The sequence below is a fragment of the Streptomyces sp. V1I1 genome (genome assembly GCF_030817355.1).
Lineage (GTDB): Bacteria > Actinomycetota > Actinomycetes > Streptomycetales > Streptomycetaceae > Streptomyces.
This window is the reverse complement of the sequence record NZ_JAUSZH010000001.1, coordinates 7,355,949-7,377,255: the sequence shown is the minus strand read 5'-3', so window position 1 is coordinate 7,377,255 and position 21,307 is coordinate 7,355,949. Positions and strand designations below refer to the sequence as shown.

General features: G+C 71.1%; 19 protein-coding genes and 1 pseudogene. 11 read left to right on the top strand and 9 right to left on the bottom strand.

All coding sequences use genetic code 11. The features are described 5' to 3' along the window. Window positions 1–108 precede the first annotated feature (108 nt). The 3 genes from QFZ67_RS34660 to lnt are packed head-to-tail and all read right to left on the bottom strand — an operon-like array spanning window position 109 to window position 3,125. A complete protein-coding gene (locus QFZ67_RS34660; RefSeq protein ID WP_307664988.1) occupies window positions 109–933 on the bottom strand; it encodes a 3-hydroxybutyrate dehydrogenase in 825 nt (274 codons plus the stop codon). Between the two features lie 55 nt (window positions 934–988). Then, on the bottom strand, window positions 989–1,471 hold the full coding sequence (locus tag QFZ67_RS34655) for an NUDIX domain-containing protein (protein ID WP_307664987.1): 483 nt from the start codon (window positions 1,469–1,471) through the stop codon (window positions 989–991). Between the two features lie 10 nt (window positions 1,472–1,481). Then, window positions 1,482–3,125, bottom strand: coding sequence for an apolipoprotein N-acyltransferase (lnt, locus tag QFZ67_RS34650; RefSeq protein WP_307664986.1), 1,644 nt, complete (start codon window positions 3,123–3,125; stop codon window positions 1,482–1,484). 229 nt (window positions 3,126–3,354) lie between these two features. Between lnt and QFZ67_RS34645 the strand changes: the two genes are divergently transcribed. Continuing rightward, window positions 3,355–4,434 (top strand): O-antigen ligase, encoded by a 1,080-nt coding sequence (locus QFZ67_RS34645; RefSeq protein ID WP_307664985.1) that lies wholly within the window; start codon window positions 3,355–3,357, stop codon window positions 4,432–4,434. 60 nt (window positions 4,435–4,494) lie between these two features. Here QFZ67_RS34645 and QFZ67_RS34640 read toward each other — a convergent pair whose 3' ends face one another. Beyond that, the gene (locus tag QFZ67_RS34640) at window positions 4,495–5,055 is read right to left on the bottom strand and encodes a hypothetical protein (protein ID WP_307664984.1); all 561 of its coding nucleotides are present in this window, start codon (window positions 5,053–5,055) and stop codon (window positions 4,495–4,497) included. A 116-nt stretch (window positions 5,056–5,171) separates the two neighbouring features. Next, window positions 5,172–5,945: a glutamate racemase gene (locus tag QFZ67_RS34635; RefSeq protein ID WP_373430159.1), complete on the bottom strand. Its 774-nt coding sequence runs from the start codon at window positions 5,943–5,945 to the stop codon at window positions 5,172–5,174. 58 nt (window positions 5,946–6,003) lie between these two features. Here QFZ67_RS34635 and QFZ67_RS34630 point away from each other — a divergent pair, with 58 nt between their 5' ends. Continuing rightward, window positions 6,004–7,176, top strand: coding sequence for a glycosyltransferase (locus QFZ67_RS34630; RefSeq protein WP_307664983.1), 1,173 nt, complete (start codon window positions 6,004–6,006; stop codon window positions 7,174–7,176). 15 nt (window positions 7,177–7,191) lie between these two features. On the opposite strand, the gene QFZ67_RS34625 is transcribed toward QFZ67_RS34630, so the two are convergent. Then, window positions 7,192–8,469: a TerD family protein gene (locus tag QFZ67_RS34625; protein WP_307664982.1), complete on the bottom strand. Its 1,278-nt coding sequence runs from the start codon at window positions 8,467–8,469 to the stop codon at window positions 7,192–7,194. Window positions 8,470–8,711: 242 nt separating this feature from the next. Here QFZ67_RS34625 and QFZ67_RS34620 point away from each other — a divergent pair, with 242 nt between their 5' ends. The 4 genes from QFZ67_RS34620 (at window position 8,712) to QFZ67_RS34605 (ending at window position 13,330) form a co-directional block, all read left to right on the top strand. Continuing rightward, complete coding sequence (locus QFZ67_RS34620) at window positions 8,712–9,173, top strand: DUF6643 family protein (RefSeq protein WP_307664981.1); 462 nt, start codon at window positions 8,712–8,714, stop codon at window positions 9,171–9,173. 37 nt (window positions 9,174–9,210) lie between these two features. Further along, window positions 9,211–10,035: an MOSC domain-containing protein gene (locus tag QFZ67_RS34615; protein ID WP_307664980.1), complete on the top strand. Its 825-nt coding sequence runs from the start codon at window positions 9,211–9,213 to the stop codon at window positions 10,033–10,035. 165 nt (window positions 10,036–10,200) lie between these two features. Further along, window positions 10,201–10,809 carry a hypothetical protein gene (locus tag QFZ67_RS34610; protein ID WP_307664979.1) on the top strand — a complete coding sequence of 203 codons (609 nt, stop codon included), beginning with the start codon at window positions 10,201–10,203 and terminating at the stop codon, window positions 10,807–10,809. Window positions 10,810–10,936: 127 nt separating this feature from the next. Then, window positions 10,937–13,330: a right-handed parallel beta-helix repeat-containing protein gene (locus QFZ67_RS34605; RefSeq protein WP_307664978.1), complete on the top strand. Its 2,394-nt coding sequence runs from the start codon at window positions 10,937–10,939 to the stop codon at window positions 13,328–13,330. On the opposite strand, the gene QFZ67_RS34600 is transcribed toward QFZ67_RS34605, so the two are convergent. Then, a complete protein-coding gene (locus tag QFZ67_RS34600; protein ID WP_307664977.1) occupies window positions 13,300–15,750 on the bottom strand; it encodes a hypothetical protein in 2,451 nt (816 codons plus the stop codon). The two genes, QFZ67_RS34605 and QFZ67_RS34600, sit on opposite strands and share 31 nt — an antisense overlap. Window positions 15,751–15,961: 211 nt before the next feature. Here QFZ67_RS34600 and QFZ67_RS34595 point away from each other — a divergent pair, with 211 nt between their 5' ends. From QFZ67_RS34595 to QFZ67_RS34585, 3 genes are all read left to right on the top strand, one after another. After that, window positions 15,962–16,807, top strand: coding sequence for a DeoR/GlpR family DNA-binding transcription regulator (locus tag QFZ67_RS34595; RefSeq protein ID WP_307664976.1), 846 nt, complete (start codon window positions 15,962–15,964; stop codon window positions 16,805–16,807). A gap of 6 nt (window positions 16,808–16,813) precedes the next feature. After that, complete coding sequence (locus tag QFZ67_RS34590; RefSeq protein WP_307664975.1) at window positions 16,814–17,332, top strand: SRPBCC family protein; 519 nt, start codon at window positions 16,814–16,816, stop codon at window positions 17,330–17,332. Between the two features lie 61 nt (window positions 17,333–17,393). After that, entirely contained in the window at window positions 17,394–17,876 is a 483-nt protein-coding gene (locus QFZ67_RS34585; protein WP_307664974.1) for an SRPBCC family protein, read from the top strand. A 30-nt stretch (window positions 17,877–17,906) separates the two neighbouring features. On the opposite strand, the gene QFZ67_RS34580 is transcribed toward QFZ67_RS34585, so the two are convergent. After that, window positions 17,907–19,040, bottom strand: coding sequence for a PLP-dependent cysteine synthase family protein (locus tag QFZ67_RS34580; protein ID WP_307664973.1), 1,134 nt, complete (start codon window positions 19,038–19,040; stop codon window positions 17,907–17,909). A 198-nt stretch (window positions 19,041–19,238) separates the two neighbouring features. Here QFZ67_RS34580 and QFZ67_RS34575 point away from each other — a divergent pair, with 198 nt between their 5' ends. Together QFZ67_RS34575 and QFZ67_RS34570 are read left to right on the top strand one after the other, a co-directional pair. Beyond that, window positions 19,239–19,562, top strand: a complete 324-nt coding sequence (locus QFZ67_RS34575; protein ID WP_307664972.1) for a hypothetical protein — start codon at window positions 19,239–19,241, stop codon at window positions 19,560–19,562. Between the two features lie 181 nt (window positions 19,563–19,743). Further along, window positions 19,744–20,235, top strand: coding sequence for an ATP-binding protein (locus QFZ67_RS34570; RefSeq protein ID WP_307664971.1), 492 nt, complete (start codon window positions 19,744–19,746; stop codon window positions 20,233–20,235). 79 nt (window positions 20,236–20,314) lie between these two features. On the opposite strand, the pseudogene QFZ67_RS34565 reads toward QFZ67_RS34570, so the two are convergent. Continuing rightward, window positions 20,315–21,296: pseudogene (locus QFZ67_RS34565) on the bottom strand (ABC transporter permease); the annotation flags it as partial. Window positions 21,297–21,307 lie beyond the last annotated feature (11 nt).

The window sequence follows — 21,307 nt, the reverse complement described above, 5'->3', positions numbered from 1 at the left end:
ACCTGCCGTACGGGTGGTCGCACCAGCCCTGTGGACGACGAAGCCGTTGTGGACAACCGCGTCCCCCTCGGCAGGCGGCCGCGGGATGTCGCGGGAAGCCCCGGATGTCTAGTGGGCGGTCCAGCCACCGTCGATGACGAGCGAGGTGCCGGTGATGAAGGAGGCCTGCGGGCTGCACAGATACAGCACCGCTTCGGCGACCTCCTCCGGCTCGACCAGCCGCTTGATCGCGGAGTCTCTGAGCAGTACGTCGGCGAGGACGCGCTCCTCGGCCACGGAATGGGCCGCGGCCTGATCGGCGATCTGTCGCTCGACCAGTGGTGTCCGTACATAGCTGGGGTTGACACATACGGACGTCACCCCATGTGGAGCACCCTCCAGGGCCGCGGTCTTCGAAAGCCCCTCCAGACCGTGTTTGGCTGACACATAGGCGGACTTGAAGGCAGAGGCTCGCAGTCCATGTGCGGAAGAGATATTGACGATTCGGCCCCACCCTTGGGCGTACATGTGCGGAAGGGCGCCCCTGATCAGCCGGAACGGCGCTTCCAGCATCACGGTGAGCACAGTGTGGAAGACGTCCGGCGGGAACTCCTCGATGGGCCGGACCAGTTGCAGCCCCGCGTTGTTGACCAGGATGTCCGCACCGGCGGCCGCCGCCTCCGCAGCATCGAGATCGGTGAGGTCCAGGACCTGCGGTTCCACGGCGCCGGCCAGCCCCCGGGAGTCCGCGGCCAGGGCCTCAAGGCCTTCGGCATCCCGGTCGACGGCCCTGACCTTCGCACCGGCTGCCGCGAGCCGCAGAGCGCAGGCTCGGCCGATGCCGCCCGCCGCGCCGGTGACGAGTGCCGTACGGCCGCCGAGGTCGAGGTCGACCGTACGAGGATGACGAGGACGAGAGTGAGGTGCGGGACCTGGTGTGGTGGGCGCGGTCATGCTTCGCACCCTAGGCAGTGATCACCCCCCGACCGATGTGGTCACCACCCATACTTCACTGCTCGATGGTGGGTTGAAACCATGCTGGTCCCTCGGTCTGCGCCTGCTTGATCCGGAAGAGCGAGAACTCCTTCAGCTCCGGCAGCGCGTCCGCAGAGAACCACCCCACCTCCAGCGACTCGTCATCATTGACGCGAGCCTGTCCGCCCACCGCCCGGCAGCGAATGCAGATGTCCATGAACTGGCACTGATCGCCGTTGGGGTAGGTGACCGGCTTCCGCAACGCCTGCACGAGCACGACCCGCTCCGCGACACACTGCACCGCGGTCTCCTCGTACACCTCCCGCACAGCCGTCACGGCCGGCTGCTCTCCGGGCTCCGGAATCCCGCCGATGATCGACCACTTGCCGGTGTCGGCACGTCTGCCCAGCAGCACCCGCCCCTCGTCGTCGAAGACGACCGCGCTGATGCCCGGCAGGAGGAGAAGCTGATGCCCGGCAGTGGCCCGGATCTCGCGGATGAAGTCAGGGGTTGCCATGCTGTCGACCCTAACCGGCGTCGACCGGGCCCTGCTCCGACCGCTCCACCCGCTGTTCCCGCTCCACCCGCTGCTCCCGCCGAGTCCGTACGCCCCGAACGACCAGCCAGCCCAGACCGCCCAACCCGACCAGCACCAGGAAGCGCTCCGGCCAGGTCCCGAGCCGGGACGCCGGAGTCAGCGACGAGCGCAGCGGCACCTCGGCCACCAGCGCGTCCGGGGTGAACATCTTCGTCTTCTGGACGATCTTCCCGTCCGGCATGATCACCGCGCTGACACCGCTGGTGACGGGGACGACGACCGAGCGCCCGTGCTCGACCGCCCGCACCCGCGACATCGCCAGCTGCTGATACGTCATCTCGCTGCGCCCGAAAGTGGCGTTGTTGCTGGGTACGGAGATCAGCTGGGCACCGTGCGTGACGGTGTCCCTCGCCGCGTCGTCGAACGCCGCCTCGAAGCAGGTGACCATGCCGACCTTGGTGCCCGCCAGATCGAAAACGCCCACCTTGTGGCCGGGGCCGAAGTCCCGGCGTACCCGGTCGACGTCCGAGTTGACGAGCCGTACGAGGGAACGCATCGGGATGTACTCGCCGAATGGCTGCACATGGCGCTTGTCGTAGGTGTCGACGGGGCCGCGCGTGGGGTCCCATTCGATCAGGGTGTTGCGGAGCTTCCCGGTGTCGGGATTTACCACCGCGCCGACCACGGTCGGCACGCCGATCGCCCTCACCGCGTCGTCGATGACCACCCGGGCGTCGCCATTGCGGTACGGGTCGAGGTCCGAGGAGTTCTCCGGCCACAGCACGAAGTCCGGCTTGGCCACCTTGCCCGCCTTCACATCGGCGGCGAGCTGCTCGGTGCGGCGCGCGTGGTTGTCGAGGACCGCACGGCGCTGGGAATTGAAGTCGAGCCCCAGGCGCGGCACATTGCCCTGGATCGCGGCGACGGTCGCGGTGCCGTCCTCGGCGGAGTCGTCGACGAGCGGCAGGGCTGCGAGTGCCGCGGTGACGGGGACGAGCACGCTGAGGAGCGCGGCGGCCGCGGCGCTGCGCGGCAGCCCGCCGGTGCGCCGGTAGGCAAGGACCCGGCGGACGGTCTCGTACAGCCCGAATCCGCACAGTACGACGGCGAAACCGAGCAGCGGCGTCCCGCCGAGCGCCGCGAGCGGCAGGAAAAAGCCGTCCGCCTGGCCAAAGGCGATCTTGCCCCAGGGGAAGCCGCCGAACGGCACCCGGGCGCGTGCCGCCTCGCCCACGATCCACACGGCGGCCGCCCACACCGGCCACACCGGCAGCCGGGAGACCGCGGCGATGCCCAGGCAGGCGAGCGCGACGAACACCGCTTCCACCGCGGCCAGTGCCACCCACGGCACCGGGCCAACCTCCTCGCCCGTCCACATGAGGAGCGGCAGCAGAAAGCCGAGGCCGGTGAGGTACCCGAGACCGAGAGCGGGCAGCGGCCGACGTCCGTACAGCGTCCAGCCGAGCAGCGCGAAGGCGGGCAGCACCAGCCACCACAGGGGCCGCGGCGGGAAGCTCACGAAGAGCAAGGCCCCCGAAAGCGCGGCGGCACCCGGCCGTACGAACCGGCGCAGCAACGGTCGGCCGGCGGTGGCGGGCTGAGGGGTGTCGACGGTGGTGATGGTGGCGCTCACCTGGCGGAGTCTACGGCGGCAGGCTGTGCTCCCGGCAGTCCGGTCCGCGCTCTGTCGGCAGTGCGGACCGGGGCGGGCGCCGGACTGCCGAAGCCTCGGCTGCCGCAACGTTCCTGCGCAACCCATCCACAAACCCCTGTCTCTGCCGTTACCGTGTGCGCCAGTCCCTGCCACCCGACCCTGTTCGGCTGCTGCGGCAGGGCCCGTCACAGGTCGGGGGGTCGACGGGATGGCTGCACCGGACAGCCGGTCCGCGGCGCGGGAGCGCGGCGGCGCGAGCGATGTCGCCGGCGTCGTCGTCCTGAGCGGGTGCGCCGTCTGGTCGCTGATCAGCGCGGCGGGACGAGAGGCCCGGCCCGAGGGTGTGCTGCTCGCCGTGTTCGCCGTCGCCGCGGGGTACGCCTGCGGCCGCATCTGCGGCACGCTCCTGCCCGTTGCCGCCGCGTCGGCCGCGGCACTCGCGGCCCTGGGCCTGGCAATCGCCTCGCGGCAGGGAGTGCCCGGCGCGAACGTCGGAGCGGCCACCCAACCCGGGCATACGGGCGCGGCCGCCGCGCTGCTGGTCCTCGCCGCGGGCGCGGCCTGCTGCGCCGCCTCCGCGGCCCGTCCGCCCGTGCTGCGCCTTGGGCTGCGGGTGCTCGCTCTCGCCGTCGCCTGCACCGCGCTCGCACTCGGATCCATGGTCGGGTTCGCTGCCGCGCTCGGCGTACTGCTCTGCTCGCTCGCGGCCGTTCGGATGCGCCGGCGGACGGTGGCGATCGCAGGTATGGCCCTCGCCGCCGGCCTGGTCGTCGCCACGTCCTGGGGCGTGGCCGAAGACGCCCTGCCGGACGGGCTGACCGTCTCGCTGGAGGGCCAGCTGACCCAGAACCGGGTGGCGTTGTGGCGGGACGCGATCGCGCTCGCCCAGGAGGATCCGATACGGGGCGTGGGCCCCGACCGCTTCGGCAAGCTGAGCAGCACGGCTCAGCAGTCGCTGGGCTCCGACGGCAAACCGCACTCCGCCTCGCTGCAGCAGGCGGCCGAGCAGGGTGTGGTGGGGGTGGCGCTGCTGGGGGCGGCGTTCGGCTGGATGCTGTACGGCTTACTGCGCTCGCCCCGGTCCACGCCGGTGGTACTGAGCGCGGGCGCCGCGCTCACGGCGCTGGCAGTCCTGGCGAGCGTCGGCAATGCGCTGAGCTTCGCCCCGGTGACGGCGGGCGCTGGGCTCCTCGCGGGCCTGGCGACGGCGCGCGTGGCGGCCGAGGGCGCGGTGGGGGCGGGTACTCGGGTGGCGCGCCAGACGGAGGCGGACAGTCACGCGGTATAGCGGCCACCAGTCTTCAAGTGCACGGTTCAGCCGGGCCTCAGAGGCCGACGGCTACGAGCGCTACGCCCCCGCGGGCTTGGTCGTACCCGTCAGGTGGAGGCGGTCGCGGATCGCCCGCACAGCCGCTTCCGCGTCGTCCACGGTCACCGTGAAGACCCTGCCGTCGCCCAACGTGACGACCAGGCCCTCGCCGCGGCGTACGACCACGGCCGTGCCCATCTCCGGGCGCCAGCGGTACCCCCAGCCGCCCCACTGACAAGGGGTGACCTTCGCTACGAACTCCGCGTCCACCACGTGGGAGAGCGGGATCCGCCGACGTGGCAGGCCGATGTGGCCGCAGCGCACCTCGACGGCATCGCTGTCGACCTTGACCGCCACATGGACGAAGGCGAGGGTCCCGTAGAGGATCATCAGGCCCGCCGCGACGCAGCCGATCACGGACATCAGCAGTGGGACGATGTCCGTGGTCCATGCGTAGTCGACGGCCAGCTCGATGCCGAGCGCCATGCAGGCGGCACCCGCCGCGGCGAACAGCCACTGAATGCGGTTGGTCGCCCGGCCGGTCCAGATCGCGGGCGGGGGCGCTGTGGGGTGCCCCGATTCGCGGAAGTGGTCCCTCATGGCAAGCAGGGTACTCAGATTCCTGCGGCAGGGCATGGTCTCGACCGTATGGATCACAGGTGCGGAGCGACCCCGGTAGCGGCCTTAGGCCGAGCGCTGAGCTGGCCCGATCACGATCAGTGCGCGGGGCTCACTGCCTCCAGCAGGCCGCCTTCCAGGTAGCCGAGCGCCTGCTCGGGGAGGGTGGACTCGCGGCCGCTGAGCAGCACCGTGAGCCGGTTGCTCGGAGCGGCGTCGGGGGCCGGCTGCTCGCCGATACGGCGTAGTGCCTGCGCGGCGACCGCCCCGGCCGAGCCGTGCAGAGCCACGGGGTGTCCGACAGCGGAACGGATCCGGTCGGCGACCAGCTCGTAATGGGTGCAGCCCAGGACGATGGCCCTTACATCACTGGGTGTGAGGGCGGCCGCGGCTGCCACCGCCGCGTCGATGGCACTCTCGTCAGCCCACTGCACGGCGTCCGCGAGCCCAGGGCAGGGCACCTCGGTGACGGCGACCGAGTCGGCGAAATCCCGGATGAGACCACGCTGGTACGGGCTGCCCGTGGTGGCGGGCGTGGCCCATATCGCGACGGGGCCGCCGCCGGCCGAGGCCGGCTTGATCGCGGGGACCGTGCCGATCACCGGGATCCCGGGCTCCAGCTCGGCGCGCAGAGTGGGCAGGGCGTGCACCGACGCGGTGTTGCAGGCAACGATCAGCGCGTCGGGGCGGTGCAGGGCGGCCGCCCGGGCCGCGGCGAGTGCACGCCGGGTGACATCGTCGGGCGTACGCGGGCCCCAAGGCATGCCGTCGGGGTCGGAGGAGAGGACGAGATCCGCGTCCGGCCGCAGCCTGCGTACCGCGGCGGCCGCTGCAAGCAGGCCGATTCCGGAGTCCATGAGCGCGATCTTCACCCGGTCACCATAGTCGACTGCCCTTGCGGTACTGGCGCAGTGGGGCAGACTGCGGCAAATGAGCGTCGTTGCCTGGATCGCCGTGGGATCACTGGCCGCATGGGGGTGGCTGCTGCTCGGGCAGGGCTTCTTCTGGCGTACGGACCAGCGACTGCCCCGGCGTGAGGCCCACGGCCACTGGCCGGATGTCGCCGTTGTCGTGCCCGCGAGGGACGAGGCCGAGGTGCTGCCGCTCAGCCTGCCTTCCCTGCTGGCGCAGGCCTATCCCGGCCGGGCGGAGATCGTGCTGGTCGACGACGGCAGTACGGACGGCACTGGGGAACTGGCCCGCTCCCTCTCCGAGCGCCATGGCGGGCTGCCGCTGCGTGTGGTCTCCCCCGGCGAGCCGGAGCCCGGCTGGACGGGGAAGCTCTGGGCGCTCCGGCACGGCATCGCCCTGGCCCGGGCCGACAGTCCCGAATACCTGCTCCTCACCGATGCCGATATCGCGCACGAACCGGACAGTCTGCGCGAGTTGGTGGCCGCGGCCCGCACGAACGGGCTGGACCTCGTCTCCCAGATGGCGCGGCTGCGCGTCGCGAGCGAGTGGGAGCGGCTGATCGTGCCCGCCTTCGTCTACTTCTTCTCGCAGCTCTACCCCTTCCGATGGGTCAACCGCCCGGGGTCGCGGACGGCGGCCGCGGCGGGCGGCTGCGTCCTGTTGCGCACGGAGGCGGCCGAGCGGGCGGGCGTTCCGGAGTCGATCCGGCAGGCGGTGATCGACGATGTGTCGCTGGCACGGGCCGTGCAGCGCTCAGGCGGCCGGATCTGGCTGGGGCTGGCGGACGGGGTCGACAGCGTGCGGCCGTATCCGCGGCTGGCGGACCTGTGGCGGATGGTGTCGCGCAGCGCGTACGCCCAACTGCTGCACAGTCCCGTGCTGCTGGCCGGGACCGTGGTGGGGCTCGCGCTGGTGTACCTCGCGCCGCCCGTCACGCTGTGCGCCGGCGTATGGGGGCACAATGCGGCGGCCGGCTGGGCCGGGGGGCTCGCGTGGGCGGTGATGACGGGGACGTATCTCCCGATGATGCGCTACTACCGGCAGCCGCTGCTGCTCGCGCCTCTGCTGCCCTTCACCGCCCTGCTGTATCTGCTGATGACCGTCGATTCGGCGGTACAGCACCACCGCGGGCGCGGCGCGGCCTGGAAGGGGCGTACGTACGCCCGTCCCGAGGCCGCGCCGGACCGGTGACCAGCCCAACGAGCGTCACTTCCTGCCGGGCGTCCAGTTCATGCCCCAGCCGTACGCGTAGTCGATCGACCGCTGCGGGCTCACACCGCGCTCCGGGACCAGGAAGCGGGCCTCGCGCTGGACGACGAGATCCGAGCCGGTGTTGGTGATCAGTGCGAGCGCGCAGACGGTCGACGGTACGGTGCACTCGCCGAGCGAGAAGTCGATGGCGGCGCCGTGCTGCGGCTGGAGGGTGACCGTCGCGTCCAGATCGGCGAAGCTGCGCGCACCTTGGTAGATGGTCACGAAGATGACGACGCGGCGGAGCCGGTCCTTGTGGTCCAGATTGATGGTGAGGTTCTCGCCGGAGGTCCCGCCCGTGCGGTCGTCGCCGTCGAGATGGATGTACGGGGGCTGCTGGAGCGAGCCGAAGGCGTTGCCGAGGGCCTGGACGACTCCCTTGCGGCCGTCGGCGAGTTCGTAGAGCGCGCACAGGTCGAGGTCGAGGTCCGCGTGCATGGCGACGGCGCGGCCGAGTTTGGCGCCCCAGCCCTGGAACTGCTTGCGCACCTGCCAGCTGAGGTTGACGCGCATCGCGCCGGAGGTGCCGCCCTGCTTGGTCAGGGAGACGGACGGGGTCTCCTTCGTCAGCGTCACCTTGCTCAGACGTACGGGAGCGGAAGGAGCAGGCGCCGGCGGCGGAGACACTGGCTTCACGGGGGCGGGCGCGACGGGCGTGGCAGGAGCCGTCGCAGCGGCAGCCGGGGCCGCCTGCTGGGGCTCGTCGACCGAGATGCCGAAGTCCGTCGCCAGGCCCTCGAGTCCGGTGCTGTAGCCCTGCCCCACCGCGCGGAACTTCCACGCACCCTGCCGCCGGTACAGCTCGCCGAGCACAAAGGCCGTCTCGACCGTCGCGTCCTGGCTGTCGTACCGCGCGATCTCGGCGCCGGACGCCGCGTCAAGCACCTTGATGTACAGGCCGGGCACCTGCCCGAAGCTGCCGCCGTCGGCCGAGGCGGCCAGCACGATCTTCTCGATCGCGGGCTCCACGCGCGCGAGGTCGACCGACAGCAGATCCGTCACATTGTCCGGCGCGCTCTGCTTCCCCTCGTGGCGTACGGCTCCCGAGGCGTGCGACGGCTGGTTGTAGAAGACGAAGTCCGCGTCGGAGCGGACCTTTCCCGATGCGAGGAGGAGCGCCGAGGCGTCGACATCCGGTGCACCGGGACCTGTACGCCATCCCAATTCGACGCGAACGTGTTGCGCCGGCACCGGAGTATTGGCTCCTTTTAGCATGGACATGCTCGCCCCCATCGCGAGTCGGGGTGACCCAGAAAATTCATCTGCCGCCAACCTAATCCCCAGGGCGCCCGGGGCGCCCTGGCCGACCCGTGGGTAACCCGCTCTCAGCTTGCCATTTACACGATCTATGCGCTTCCCGGCGACCGTTTTTCCCGGGTTCGCTCGCATTGGGGATCCACGGTCACTCGCATCTACTGAAACAACCCTCTTATCGGGCTCCCCAACCAGCACATCGTGGGCTTAACTTATGTGCCATGACCTCCCCCCGCGCCACCTACGGCGGCGGTTACTACTCCGCTCCGTCGTTCCCCGACACCCCCATCTACGACTCCCTGGTCGCGGAGCGGGGCACACCTCAGATCGCCCCGATCCGAGTGCCTGCTGCGTACGACACCGGCAACAGCTATCTGCCGGCGCTCCCCGCGGCCCTGCCCGCCCTCCCGGCAGGCCCCTCGCAGTCCTCTCCCTCCTACGGCTCGTACGGCTACCCGCAGCAGATGCAGCAGCCCATGCCGCTGCAGCACGCGCCCGCGCCGTACATCCCTCAGCAGACCTCCGTGCCGCGCGGGTACCCGGGCCCTCAGCCCCAGGCCCAGCAGCAGCGTCCGGTGCCCACCGGTTACGAGGCGATGCGCCCTGCGGCCGCGCGTCCCGCGCCCACGCCCGCCCCCTACGACGACCCGTACAACCGTCCGTACCAGGGCCGGGGGTACTGACCGGCCGGATGTCAGTGGGGGCTGGCACTATGGCTGTATGCGCAACCCAACCATCCGCTCCATCCATGTCCACCCGGTCAAATCGGTGGCGGGGTACGCACTCGGCGAGACGGCTGTAGAGCCGTGGGGACTCGCCGGGGACCGTCGGTGGACGCTGATCGACCCCTCGGCCAAGGTGGTCACCCAACGCCAGCAGCCACGGCTGGCGTTGGCCCGTGCCGAGTCGATGCCGGACGGCGGGATCCGGCTGACCGCGCCCGGGCACGAGCCGCTGACCGTCGCCGTTCCCGAGCCAGTCGGGACTGTCGCGGTGCAACTTTTCGGGGACAAGGTCGAGACGGTGCCTGTCGAGGGGCCCGCGGACGACTGGTTCAGCGACTATCTGGGCGCCAAGGTGCGGCTCGTCCATCTCGACGACCCGGCCACTCGGCGCCCCATTGACCCTCAGTACGCGCTCCCCGGCGAGACGGTCCATCTCGGCGACGGGTATCCGCTGCTCGTCACCACCCTCGCCTCACTCGACGCTCTCAACTCCCTCATCGCACAGGGTGATCACGCCGACGAGGGGCCGCTGCCCATGACCCGGTTCCGGCCGAATGTCGTCGTCGACGGCGCGGCGCCCTGGGCCGAGGACGACTGGCAGCGGATCGCGCTGGGCGAAGTCACCTTCCGGGTGGCCAGGCCCTGCGGCCGCTGCGTCATCACCACCACCGACCAGCGCACTGCCGAGCGTGGCAAGGAGCCGCTGCGGACCCTCGCCCGGCACCGCCGCGTCGGGGACAAGGTGGTCTTCGGGCAGTACCTGGTGCCGGAGCGGACCGGCGTCATCCGGGCCGGCGACACTGTCAGCGTCCTCGCATAGGTCACCACGACCCGGGAACCCTCAAACCCGGGAACACCCCGCGGTGACAGACGCGTTGGACTGTTGGCGGGGTGAGTGGCGGGTGACATTCCTCTCTCTTCGCGCCACTCGTGCTTATGCCGTGCCGTACCGGGCTATGACGGACGCGGGAGGGGGTGCAGGACAGTGCGAGCAGCCACAGGAGTCTGGCGCTGGCGCCGCAATCCCCTGCGCCGTGCGACCGATCTCTTGGAGGCGTGGGTGGCGCTCGTCGCCGCCGTGCTTCTCGTCACCGCGGCCCCGGCCGTCGGCTGGATCACCGGGAGCCTGACCGACGAGTCGCTGCGCCAGTCGGTACGCATGCAGGGCGAGCAGCGTCACGCGGTCACCGCGACGGTGCTGAAACCGGCCCCGGCGCACAAGCCCGCCGCGTACGACCCCGAGTCCTCCGCGGCCCACGAGAGGCGTCGGCCGATCGTCGCGAAGTGGACGGCGGCGGACGGCAGTCGGCACACCGGTACGGTCTCCACCGTGCTGCGGACCGTGCGGCCCGGCGACACGTTCACCATCTGGACCGACCGCACCGGCCGGATCGTCACTCGCCCGATGGACGCGGCGACTGCCGGCGTGCACGCCGTCCTGGCGGGGACAGGCGCCGCGTTCGCCGCCGCCGGACTCGTCGAATGCGCCAGACGGCTGGTCGTCTCGCGACTTGTACGGCGCAGATACGCGCGCCTTGACCGGGCATGGGCCGCGGCCGGCCCCGACTGGGGTCGTACGGGCGCAGGCAGCTGACCGGTCACGTCTCGTCAACTCCGGCTCGTCGCGCGCGCTACGGTTGGGCAACCCCCTCGGGGGTCAGGGGGCGTCCCCCTCAGAGACGCGGCGGAGCAGGATCACGAGGTGGGGGCAGAGCAGCACCATGGCACAGGGCACGGTCCAGGTGACGCACACCGGCACATCGCGGTGGCGGCGCCGCACGGGCGAGTACCCCTCACTCGCCGCAGCCCTGGAGGCCGCAGGGGACGGTGACATCCTCACCGTCGCGCCGGGGACGTACCGCGAGAATCTCGTCGTCCAGCGGGCGGTCACCCTGCGCGGCTCCGAGGGCGCGGTCGGCTCGGTGCGCATCGCGCCCGCCGACGGAGTGCCGCTCACCGTGCGCGCTTCGGCCATCGTCCAGGACCTCCATGTGGAGGGGCAGGACGCGGCAGCGCCCGCGCTGCTGGTCGAGGACGGCACTCCCGAGCTGATCGATCTGCGAATCGTCACCCGTTCCGCTGCCGGTCTCGAGGTGCGCGGCGCGGCCCGCCCCACCGTCCGCCGCTGCACCGTCGACAACCCGGCGGGCGTCGGCATCGGCGTACTGGACGGCGCCGGCGGGGTGTTCGAGGAGTGCGAGGTGGTCTCGGCCGGCCGGTCCGGCGTCTCCGTGGGCGGCGGCGCGCATCCGAGGCTGGAGCGCTGCCGGGTGCATCACGCGTCGGGCGCGGGCCTGACCGTCACCGGCGAGGGCAGTGGCCTCGATGCGATCGGCTGCGAGGTGTACGAGATCAAGGGCACCGGCGTCCAGATCGCCTCCCGCGCGAGCGCCCATCTCACCGACTCCACCGTGCACCGCACTTCGGCCGACGGCATAACCCTCGACACGGACGCCGTACTCACGCTCTCCGACTGCGACATCCACGACATCCCGGAGAACGCGATCGATCTGCGCTCCCGGTCCGTGCTCACGCTCACGCGGTCGACGGTCCGCCGCTTCGGGCGCAACGGCCTGTCCGTCTGGGACCCGGGCACGCGAGTGGACGCCAATCAGTGCGAGATCCATGACAGTACGGGCGACTATCCGGCTGTCTGGGTCAGCGACGGCGCGACCGTCGTGCTCGACTCCTGCCGCGTGCACGACGTCCCGGACGCGATCTTCGTACTCGACCGCGGTTCACGCGCCGATGTCGTCGACAGTGATCTCTCCCAGGTCCGCAACACCGCGGTGTCGGTGAGCGACGGCGCGACCGCGCAGCTCGACGACTGCCGGATCAGGGAGGCGTCCACCGGCGCCTGGTTCCGCGACCACGGCAGCGGCGGCACGCTCAACGGCTGCACCATCGACGCCGCGCAGACCGGCGTGATCGTCACCAAGGGCGCCGATCCGGTGATCGAACGCTGCACGGTCACCTCGCCCGCCGAAGCCGGTTTCTATGTGTCGGCGGAGGGCCGTGGCACCTTCCGCGGCTGCCGGGTCACGGGCAGCGGGGGCTACGGCTTCCATGTGATGGACGGCTGCCGTACAACGCTGAGCCGCTGCCGCACCGAGCGCTGTGCGCGCGGCGGTTACGAGCTGGCGGAGGACGACGGCTCGGCCGTCGAGGACTGCACCAGCGACGAAAGCGGCGTACGGCCGGGGGCCGAGCAGACGACGGCCGTGCTGACCGCGACCCAGTCGCCGGGGCTGCTCAGCACGATCCCCGACCAGCGCGCCCCCGAGGCCGCGCCGGCCGAGCCCGTACGCACATCGGGCGCGGTCCTCGGCGAACTGGACGCGCTGGTCGGCCTGGACAGCGTCAAGCGCGAGGTCCGCACACTCACCAACATGATCGAGGTCGGCAGGCGCCGTCAGGAGGCGGGGCTGAAGGCCGCCTCCGCCCGCCGCCACCTGGTTTTCACCGGCTCCCCCGGCACCGGCAAGACGACCGTGGCACGGCTGTACGGCGAGATCCTGGCCTCGCTCGGGGTGCTGGAGCGCGGCCATCTCGTCGAGGTCTCCCGGGTGGACCTGGTCGGCGAGCACATCGGCTCCACCGCGATCCGCACCCAGGAGGCGTTCGACCGGGCGCGCGGCGGAGTGCTCTTCATCGACGAGGCGTACGCCCTGTCTCCCGAGGACTCCGGGCGGGACTTCGGCAAGGAGGCCATCGACACGCTGGTGAAGCTGATGGAGGACCACCGCGACGCCGTCGTGGTGATCGTCGCCGGGTACACCGCGGAGATGGAGCGGTTTCTGTCCGTCAACCCCGGTGTGGCGTCCCGTTTTTCACGGACCATCACCTTCAGCGACTATGTGCCCGAGGAACTGCTGCGGATCGTGGAGCAGCAGGCCGAGGAGCATGAGTACCGGCTGGGCACGGGCACCGGCGAGGCGCTGCTGAAGTACTTCACCGCACTGCCCAAGGGGCCCGCCTTCGGCAACGGCCGCACCGCCCGCCAGACCTTCGAGTCGATGGTGGAGCGGCACGCGGGCCGGGTCGCCGAGCTCGCCGAGGCGAGCACCGACGACTTGACCCTGCTCTACCCGGAGGATCTGCCCGAACTGCCTTGAGCCTGACCCTGGCCCGGGGCCTGGGCCTGGGCCTGGGCCTGGGCCTGGGCATCCGCCTGCACCTGCCGGGGCACCGCCGGGGTGAGCCGGTCGAGAAGCTCCCGGCGTTCCCTGTCGAAGGCCTTGTCGGCCTGGTACTCGGAGTGCCCGAGGATCGGTTCCGGCAGCGGATGCCGCTCCGAACGCCCGTACACCACCGGGTCTTTGAGTGCATCCCGGTCCACCGCGGGGTGTTCGCCCTCGGCAGGGACCAGCACCGGCCCGCCGATCGGGTCGGTGCGCCGCCACAGATTGCGCCAGCAGTTCACTTCGCTGCGCAGCTCGCGCAGGGCGACGGGTCCGAAGTACGCGGGGAACCAGCGGCCGTAGAGCCGCTCCAGGGGTGATCCGTACGTCAGCAGCGCCACCCGGCGACGGGTGGCGGCGGGCAGCTGCCAGACGGCCGCCGCGGCCAGCACGCTGCCTTGCGAATGGCCGGAGATGACGAGCCGTCCGCCGGTGAGTCCGGTCCAGGTGCACATCCGCCAGGTGAGGTCGGGGACGGCGCGTTCCGCGTAGCAAGGGGGTGCGAAGGGGTGTGCCGCGCGCGGCCAGAAGGTGCCGACGTCCCAGAGGATGCCGATGGTGCGCCGGGCCGAGGCGTCGCGGTAGGCGCGGCGGCCCCAGGTGACGAAGAGTATGAAGCCGAAGCCGATCAGCCAGGAGCCGATGGACTGTGCGGCCTCCGCTGCGGACTCGACGAAGCCGTCGCTGTGGCCGAAGGCCTTGCCGGGCACTTCGCCGCTGGCCCAGGCGCCGGCGACCGCGCCCGCGCCGAGGGGCAGGGTGGCACCGGAGACGATGCCGACGATCCAGGGGGCGGCGTCGGTGAGGGCGGCCCGGGCGCGGGTGCCCGCTATCCGGCGGGTGCGGACGGCGTCCGGGCGGCCGTCGTCGTAGTCCGCCTCGACCGGGCCCGCGAGCCGGCGGGCCTTCAGCCAGGTCCGTACGGCAAGGACGACGGCGGGGACGAACAGGACGATCAGCAGCACGGGGATGACCGAGGCCTGCCAGCTAAGCAGCACCGGAGGCCCGGGAATCGAGCCCTCCTCGTCCATGCCAGGCGTGCCGGGGCCGTCCAGCCAGTCGGCCACACGCTGGGCGACTCCGCCGGTCATCACCCCGCCCAGGGCGCAGGCGAGCATCGCGACGGCGGGCCCGCCGAAGCCGGACATGGCGGTACGCGGGTGGCGCGCGCGGCGGTGCAGGACACGTGCGGCCACTGCGAGGGAAACAACCAGGGCGCCCTGGACGAGGGCGATGACGCGGAAGGTGACATCGCCGGGGAGGGTGGCGCTGGAGACCCAGCCGGGGCGGGACCAGGAGGCGTACAGCAGGGACAGCACGAGCAGTACGAGGGCGGCGCCGGGCAGATAGCGGACGGCGGCGCGATCGATGCGAGCGTCGATCCGCCGCTCGCTGCGGCCCCTGCGGATGACGACCCACAGCACGCCGAGCAGCGCCACGACGAGAGCTGCCTCCAGCAGGAGGCCGCAGATTTCCAGCGCCGTACCGGCGGCTCGGCGGTCGTGGCGGGCGGCTGCCCCTGCGACCGCGGCGGAGACGGTCAGGAATCCGGCTGCGGTGTGCGCGGCGCGCAGCCGGGCGACGAGCCGGCGGCCGTACCAGAATCCGGGCCTGCCGAGCGCGGGCCGCACGGCCGGCTTCGTGCCGCACTTGTCTTCGCCCTTGTCCTCGAGCTCGTCCGCGTCCTCGTCCGGGTCTTCCTCGCCCTCCCCCACGTCATCGCCGGTCGGCGGCCGCTGGGATTCGTACGCGCTCCAGGTGCGGTTGGAGAGGTACCACAGCAGCCCCACCAGCGCGGCCGGAACCACAGCGGCGAGCGCGAGACGGCGGCCCGGTTGCGACCACCAGCCGCCCTGAGCGCTCGACAGGAAGCCGAGCCAGGACCTCTCCCGGGTGCAGTCGGCAGAGCCCGCGCACTGCCACGCCAGCAGGTCCAGCGCGACCTCGCAGGCAGCGGCCGTCAGCAGCACGGTGAGGCTGAGCGCGACGAGCCGCACCAGCACTCCGTATAACCGGGTCGTACTGGCGCGGCCCTTGGCGCGGGGCCGCATCCAGTGCGCGAGGTTGACCACCATGAAGGGGAGCAGCAGCAGCCACAGGGCCCGCGCGCCGTTGCCCGAGGTGAGGTTGGACCAGCAGTACGCCTCGGGGATGGGCCGGTCCGCGTACCGCTCGGGGTGGCGCTCCGCCTCCTCGTCGTCGGTGCGCCGGAACACTGCGGCTTTCTCGTCGCCGGAGATCCGGACCGTACGTGGGTCGCCGAGCATGTCCTGCGGGGTGGCGCCGCCGACGCCGTGGACCAGCAGTTCCAGCGCGGGCCCTCCGCTCTGCGGGACCGGAGTGGCAGGGGACACTTCTGTGACTCGCTCTCTCGATGGGAGGATCGATCAGTGCGCGGCCGCGCGGCAGTTCATGACCAGAATCCCGGATCCTGGCAGCTCACCGCACGGCTCTCACGGAATCTCCCCGAGACGGGCCGCGTCGTGCGTGCGAGGATGAGCCACCTTCGCCCCAGGCGGTGTACGACGAGCGGTGTACGACGACATGGAAGGACCGGCCCCGGCAGTGACCGACAACCAGAACCTGCTCGCGGAGCAGCGGCGCGCCCTGATCCTCGACGAGGTGCGCAGGCGCGGTGGGGTGCGGGTCAATGAGCTCACCCGCAAGCTCAATGTCTCCGACATGACGGTGCGCCGGGATCTGGACTCCCTGGCCCGGCAGGGGGTCATCGAGAAGGTCCACGGCGGCGCGGTGCCGGTGGTTGAGGCGAGCACGCACGAGCCGGGGTTCGAGGCCAAGTCGGCGCTTGAGCTGAGCGCCAAGGAGGACATCGCGCGGGCGGCCGCGCAGATGGCGGTGCCCGGCAGCGCGATCGCGCTGTCCGGCGGCACCACGACCTATGCGCTGGCGCACCATCTGCTCGAGGTGCCGGATCTGACGGTGGTCACCAACTCGGTGCGGGTCGCGGATGTGTTCCACGCGGCGCAGCGGGCGGGTGCGGCGGGCGGCCAGCGTTCCGGCGCCGCGACGGTGGTCCTCACCGGCGGTGTGCGTACGCCCTCCGACTCGCTGGTCGGGCCGGTCGCCGACCAGGCGATCCGCTCGCTCCACTTCGATGTGCTGTTCCTCGGGGTGCACGGCATCTCGGTGGAGGCCGGGCTCTCCACGCCGAATCTGGCGGAGGCCGAGACGAACCGCCGCTTCGTCCAGGCCGCGCGCCGGGTCGTGGTGGTCGCCGACCACACCAAGTGGGGGACGGTGGGCCTGAGTTCGTTCGCCCGGCTCGCGGAGGTCGACACGCTGGTGACTGATGCGGGTCTTTCGGGGGAGGCGCGCGAGGAGATCGCGGAGCATCTGCCCGGCCTGGTGGTGGCGGGCGGTCGCGAGGTCGCCGACGGGCAGGACGGCTGACGCCGGGTGACCGCCTTCCGGATCGCACGGGCCGTCACGCTGCCTGCCGATGAGGCCTGGCTGCGGGTCACCGACTGGCGGGCGCACGCCGCCCAGGTGCCGTTGACAACCGTGTCCTCTGTGACACCGTCGCCCACCCGGGTCGGCACGGTGTTCGTGGCGCGCTCGGGACTTGGCCGCTCCGGACTTGGCCGCTCGGGACTTGACCGCTCCGGACTTGACCGCTTCAGACTTGACCGCTTCGGCTTCGACGATCCGATGGAGGTCGTCCACTGGCAGCCGCCCGAGGACGGCGCGCCGGGGCTGTGCCGACTGGAGAAGCGCGGCCGCGTCATCAAGGGCTGGGCAGAGATCGAGGTGCTCCCTCAGGGGCCTGGTGCCGTGGTGGTCTGGGTGGAGGAGCTCCGTATCCGGCTGGTTCCCCGGCTGCTCGACCCGCTGGTAGTCCGGGTGGCGCGGCTGGTGTTCGGCCGCGCGCTGGACGGACTCCTCACACGACCGAGGCCGCCTGCTACGGACAACTGACGGGCCGCCAGCTATGGTGTGCGGGCCCCGCCCCACTCCTCTCCAGCCGGAGGTACGGTCCATGGCACGCCGACTCCGCCCCGTGGAACTCGACTTCGTCGAGTCAGCCCCGCTGCGCCTGGTCTTCTCGGCCGAGTTGTCGGCCTCGCCGCAGGCCGTGTACGAAGCGCTCGCCGAGGATGTCCCGGGCTGGACCTCGTGGTTCACCGCTGTCAGCTCGGCCACGCCCACCCACGGGGGCGGGGGCCGCGAGATCAGGCTCAAGGGCGGCGTCCTCTTCCTCGAGACCATCCTGGCCACGGACCCCGGCGAGCGCTACGCCTACCGCGTCGACGAGACCAACGCACCCGGCCTTCGCGCCCTGTTGGAGGAGTGGCGGATCACTCCAGCCGCGAACGGCACCCGGGTGCAGTGGACCTTCGCGGCGGACGCCCCGGCGCTGATGCTCGCCGTCCTGAAGCTGGGCCGCTCAGGGCTGGCCACGTCCTTCCGCGGCGCGGTCCGCAGTCTCGACCGCAGGCTCACCCGGTCCGCCGCGCAATGATCCGCCGCGCAATGACATGAACCGCCCCGGTCAGCGGGGCCAGACGCCGCTGTCCAGGAACTCCTCGATCGCCGCGGTGTATGGGGCGATGTCCAGGCCCTGTTCGTCCAGCCAGGCGTCGGAGTAGTACTTGTCGAGGTAGCGGTCGCCCGGGTCACAGAGCAGCGTGACCACGCTCCCCTTGCGCCCGTCGGCCAGCATCTCGCCGATGATCTTCAGCGCGCTCCACAGGCCGGTGCCGGTGGAGCCGCCCGCCTTACGGCCGATGGCCGCGTCCAGGGCACGTACGGCGGCGACGCTCGCCGCGTCCGGCACCTTCATCATCCGGTCGATGGCCCCGGGCACGAAGCTCGGCTCCATGCGCGGCCGTCCGATGCCCTCGATGCGGGAGCCGCAGTCACTGCCGGCGTGCGGATCGTGGTTCGTCCAGCCGTCGAAGAAACAGGAGTTCTCCGGGTCTGGGACGCAGATACGGGTGTCGTGCTGCATGTAGTGGACGTAGCGGGCGATGGTCGCCGAGGTGCCGCCGGTGCCGGCCGTCGCGACGATCCACGCGGGCTCGGGATAGCGCTCCAACTTCAGCTGCTGGTAGATCGATTCGGCGATGTTGTTGTTGCCGCGCCAGTCGGTGGCCCGTTCCGCGTAGGTGAACTGGTCCATGTAGTGGCCGCCGGTCCGTTGCGCGAGCGCCGCCGACTCCTCGTACATCTTCCGCGAGTCGTCGACGAAGTGGCACTGGCCGCCGTGGAATTCGATCAGCCGGATCTTCTCGGCGCTGGTGGTGCGGGGCATCACCGCGACGAAGGGGACGCCGATCAGCTTGGCGAAGTACGCCTCGGAGACTGCGGTCGAGCCGCTGGACGCCTCGATGACGGGCTTGCCAGGCCGGATCCAGCCATTGCACAGGCCGTACAGGAACAGCGACCGCGCGAGGCGGTGCTTGAGGCTGCCTGTGGGATGGGTGGACTCGTCCTTGAGGTAGAGGTCGATGCCCCACTCCTCGGGCAGCGGGAATCGCAGCAGGTGGGTGTCGGCAGAGCGGTTGGCGTCGGCCTGGACCTTGCGCACCGCCTCCTTCAGCCAGGCCCGGTACTCTGGATCGCTGCGGTCCACATCGACGGTCGGCATCGCCTCGCCCGTCACTGGCTTCTCACTCGTGCTCATGCGCGCCGTTCCTCGTCCTGTCGACTTCGGTCCCACACACCACAGTAAGCCCCTCACCTGCACAAACGTTCACTTTGGGCATCCATAGGGGTCACTTGCAGGGCTGGAGTTGCCCGGGTCCTTCCACACGTACTGGTGCATACGCCCAGAGTTGTGCAGACTGCCAACAGGAAACGGTGTGAAGGGGGCGGAGGGCCTATGGCGATGGCAGAGCCCGAATTCAGCGCTACGGGCGTACGGATCGAGCGGTGGCCGCGCTCGCTGACGAAGGCCGGACAAGTGCGGATCAAGGACGGCAGGCTGGCGCTGCTGACCAGTTACGGCCGGGTGATCGAGAGTGCTCCCGTCCGCGGGGTCAGGGCCGGCAAGCCCTGGTTCGCCGATGAGGCGAGCACGGTGGCGACGGTCAACGGCAAGAGGTACCGGCTCACGATGGGACAGCGCAGCCGCAGGCCTGAGGGCCGGGCGCTGGCCGGACGCTTCCTGGAGGCGCTGCACGGCGCGGGCGGCACCAGGAACTGAGAGTAACCACCCGGATGCTGCGAGTTGCGGGACCGTGGTCAATGGTTCACGCTGGTCTCACATCACTCAGGGTGCACCGGCGGTCACGCTGCGATCCAGCCCGCCGGACAAATCAGCAGCCAGCCAACTGCTGGATCCGATCCTTCGTCTTCTTCCGGACCTCATTCGGGGAGTCGCAGCCGTGATCAGCCAGCCAAGCAGGCACTGCACGGTGGAGCTCCAGGCCCTGCCGTCGCGGATCGGTCAGGTCCGCAGAATCATCTCGGCGCAACTGCGCTACTGGCATCTCGATCCCTTGATCGACCAGGCAGCACTCGGCGTAACCGAGTTGCTGACCAATGTCCACCAGCACGCCGAGCCGGACAAGATGTGCACCGTGGAGATCGAGCTGCTGCTCGACCGGCTCACGGTCTCGGTTCATGACCACGATCCACGTATCCCGACGGTCGAGGACTCCGACCACTTCGCCACCTCCGGCCGCGGGCTCGCGCTGATAGCGGCGGTGAGCGAGAGCTGGGGCGTACGGCCGCAGGGCGACACCGGGAAGAGCGTCTGGTTCACGCTCTCGGCGCCGTCGCCCGTGGCGCTGCCGCCGTATCCGCTGGTGTACGGGGCAACGACCGACGGCCCCTTGCGCGAACACGCCACCGTGCGGTCAACCATCGCGCGCTGACCGGGGTCTGCCGACCGAGGTCCACTGACCGGGGCTCCGCCCCAGCCCCCGCCCCTCAATCGCCGGGCGGGCTGGATTTTCAGCCGCGCTGTTCGGTGGCGATGGCGCGCAGTACGTCCAGGCGGGCGGCGCGACGCGCGGGCCGCCAGCCCGCGACCGCTCCGGCCAACAGACCGACCAGCGCGACCACCAGGAGCTGCACCGGCGGTACGGCGAAAGCGAAGGCGGTGTCGCCGGCACCCTCGGACGCCTTGACGAGCACCCAGCCGAGCAGGCTGCCGAGCGCCAGGCCGCCTGCCGTGCCGAACGCGGCGACCAGCACCGACTCGTAGCGCACCATCGAGCGCAGCTGGCTTCTGGTCTGTCCGACGGCACGCAACAGGCCCAGTTCCCTGGTGCGTTCGTGGATCGCGAGGGTGAGGGCGTTGGCGATGCCTAGCAGCGCGATCACCACGGCGAGCGCGAGCAGGGCGTAGACCAGGGTGAGCATCATGTCGATGGCTCCGGCTGCGGTCTGCGCGTACTCGTCGCGGGTCTGCACCTCGGGATTGCCGTACGCCGCCGCGGTCTTCTCGACCGCCGCAGTGCCGTCGGCGGTGGACACCCCGTCTTTGAAGCTGACGGCGATCAGGGTGTCGGAGTCCTGTCCCCGGTGCGGGGCCCAGGCCTCGCGAGTGATGACGTAGTCGCCCGCCAGCTCCGACTGCTCGAAGACCGCGCGGACCGTGAAGGTCTGCTTCTTCCCGTCGGTGAAGGCGAGTTCGGCGATGGAGCCGGGCTTCCAGCCCCGCCTGTCCGCCTCGGTGTCCGCCACGGCCATGCCGTTCGTGCCGAGCCCGTCGAGCGAGCCCCGCACCGTGCCGAGGTCGAATGCCTTGCCGAGCGCGACCGGGTCGGTGACGGTGAGCCGGCGTCCCGCGCCGTCAACCTCCGCAACACCTTTGCCGAGGCCTACCGCGGTCTGCACCCTCGGGCTGTGCGGCGATGGCCGGGGCGAGCTTCGGGCTGAGTCCGCTGCCGCCCGCGCCGAACGCCGGGACGCTGACCGCGAGCCCGGCGGCGCATGGGGTCT

Excerpts from the sequence above, each read along its gene's own strand:
- QFZ67_RS34660 (WP_307664988.1), bottom strand. The coding sequence starts at position 933 with ATGACCGCGCCCACCACACCAGGTCCCGCACCTCACTCTCGTCCTCGT.
- QFZ67_RS34655 (WP_307664987.1), bottom strand. The coding sequence starts at position 1,471 with ATGGCAACCCCTGACTTCATCCGCGAGATCCGGGCCACTGCCGGGCAT.
- QFZ67_RS34645 (WP_307664985.1), top strand. The coding sequence starts at position 3,355 with ATGGCTGCACCGGACAGCCGGTCCGCGGCGCGGGAGCGCGGCGGCGCG.
- QFZ67_RS34640 (WP_307664984.1), bottom strand. The coding sequence starts at position 5,055 with ATGAGGGACCACTTCCGCGAATCGGGGCACCCCACAGCGCCCCCGCCC.
- QFZ67_RS34630 (WP_307664983.1), top strand. The coding sequence starts at position 6,004 with ATGAGCGTCGTTGCCTGGATCGCCGTGGGATCACTGGCCGCATGGGGG.
- QFZ67_RS34625 (WP_307664982.1), bottom strand. The coding sequence starts at position 8,469 with ATGGGGGCGAGCATGTCCATGCTAAAAGGAGCCAATACTCCGGTGCCG.
- QFZ67_RS34620 (WP_307664981.1), top strand. The coding sequence starts at position 8,712 with ATGACCTCCCCCCGCGCCACCTACGGCGGCGGTTACTACTCCGCTCCG.
- QFZ67_RS34615 (WP_307664980.1), top strand. The coding sequence starts at position 9,211 with ATGCGCAACCCAACCATCCGCTCCATCCATGTCCACCCGGTCAAATCG.
- QFZ67_RS34605 (WP_307664978.1), top strand. The coding sequence starts at position 10,937 with ATGGCACAGGGCACGGTCCAGGTGACGCACACCGGCACATCGCGGTGG.
- QFZ67_RS34585 (WP_307664974.1), top strand. The coding sequence starts at position 17,394 with ATGGCACGCCGACTCCGCCCCGTGGAACTCGACTTCGTCGAGTCAGCC.
- QFZ67_RS34580 (WP_307664973.1), bottom strand. The coding sequence starts at position 19,040 with ATGAGCACGAGTGAGAAGCCAGTGACGGGCGAGGCGATGCCGACCGTC.
- QFZ67_RS34575 (WP_307664972.1), top strand. The coding sequence starts at position 19,239 with ATGGCGATGGCAGAGCCCGAATTCAGCGCTACGGGCGTACGGATCGAG.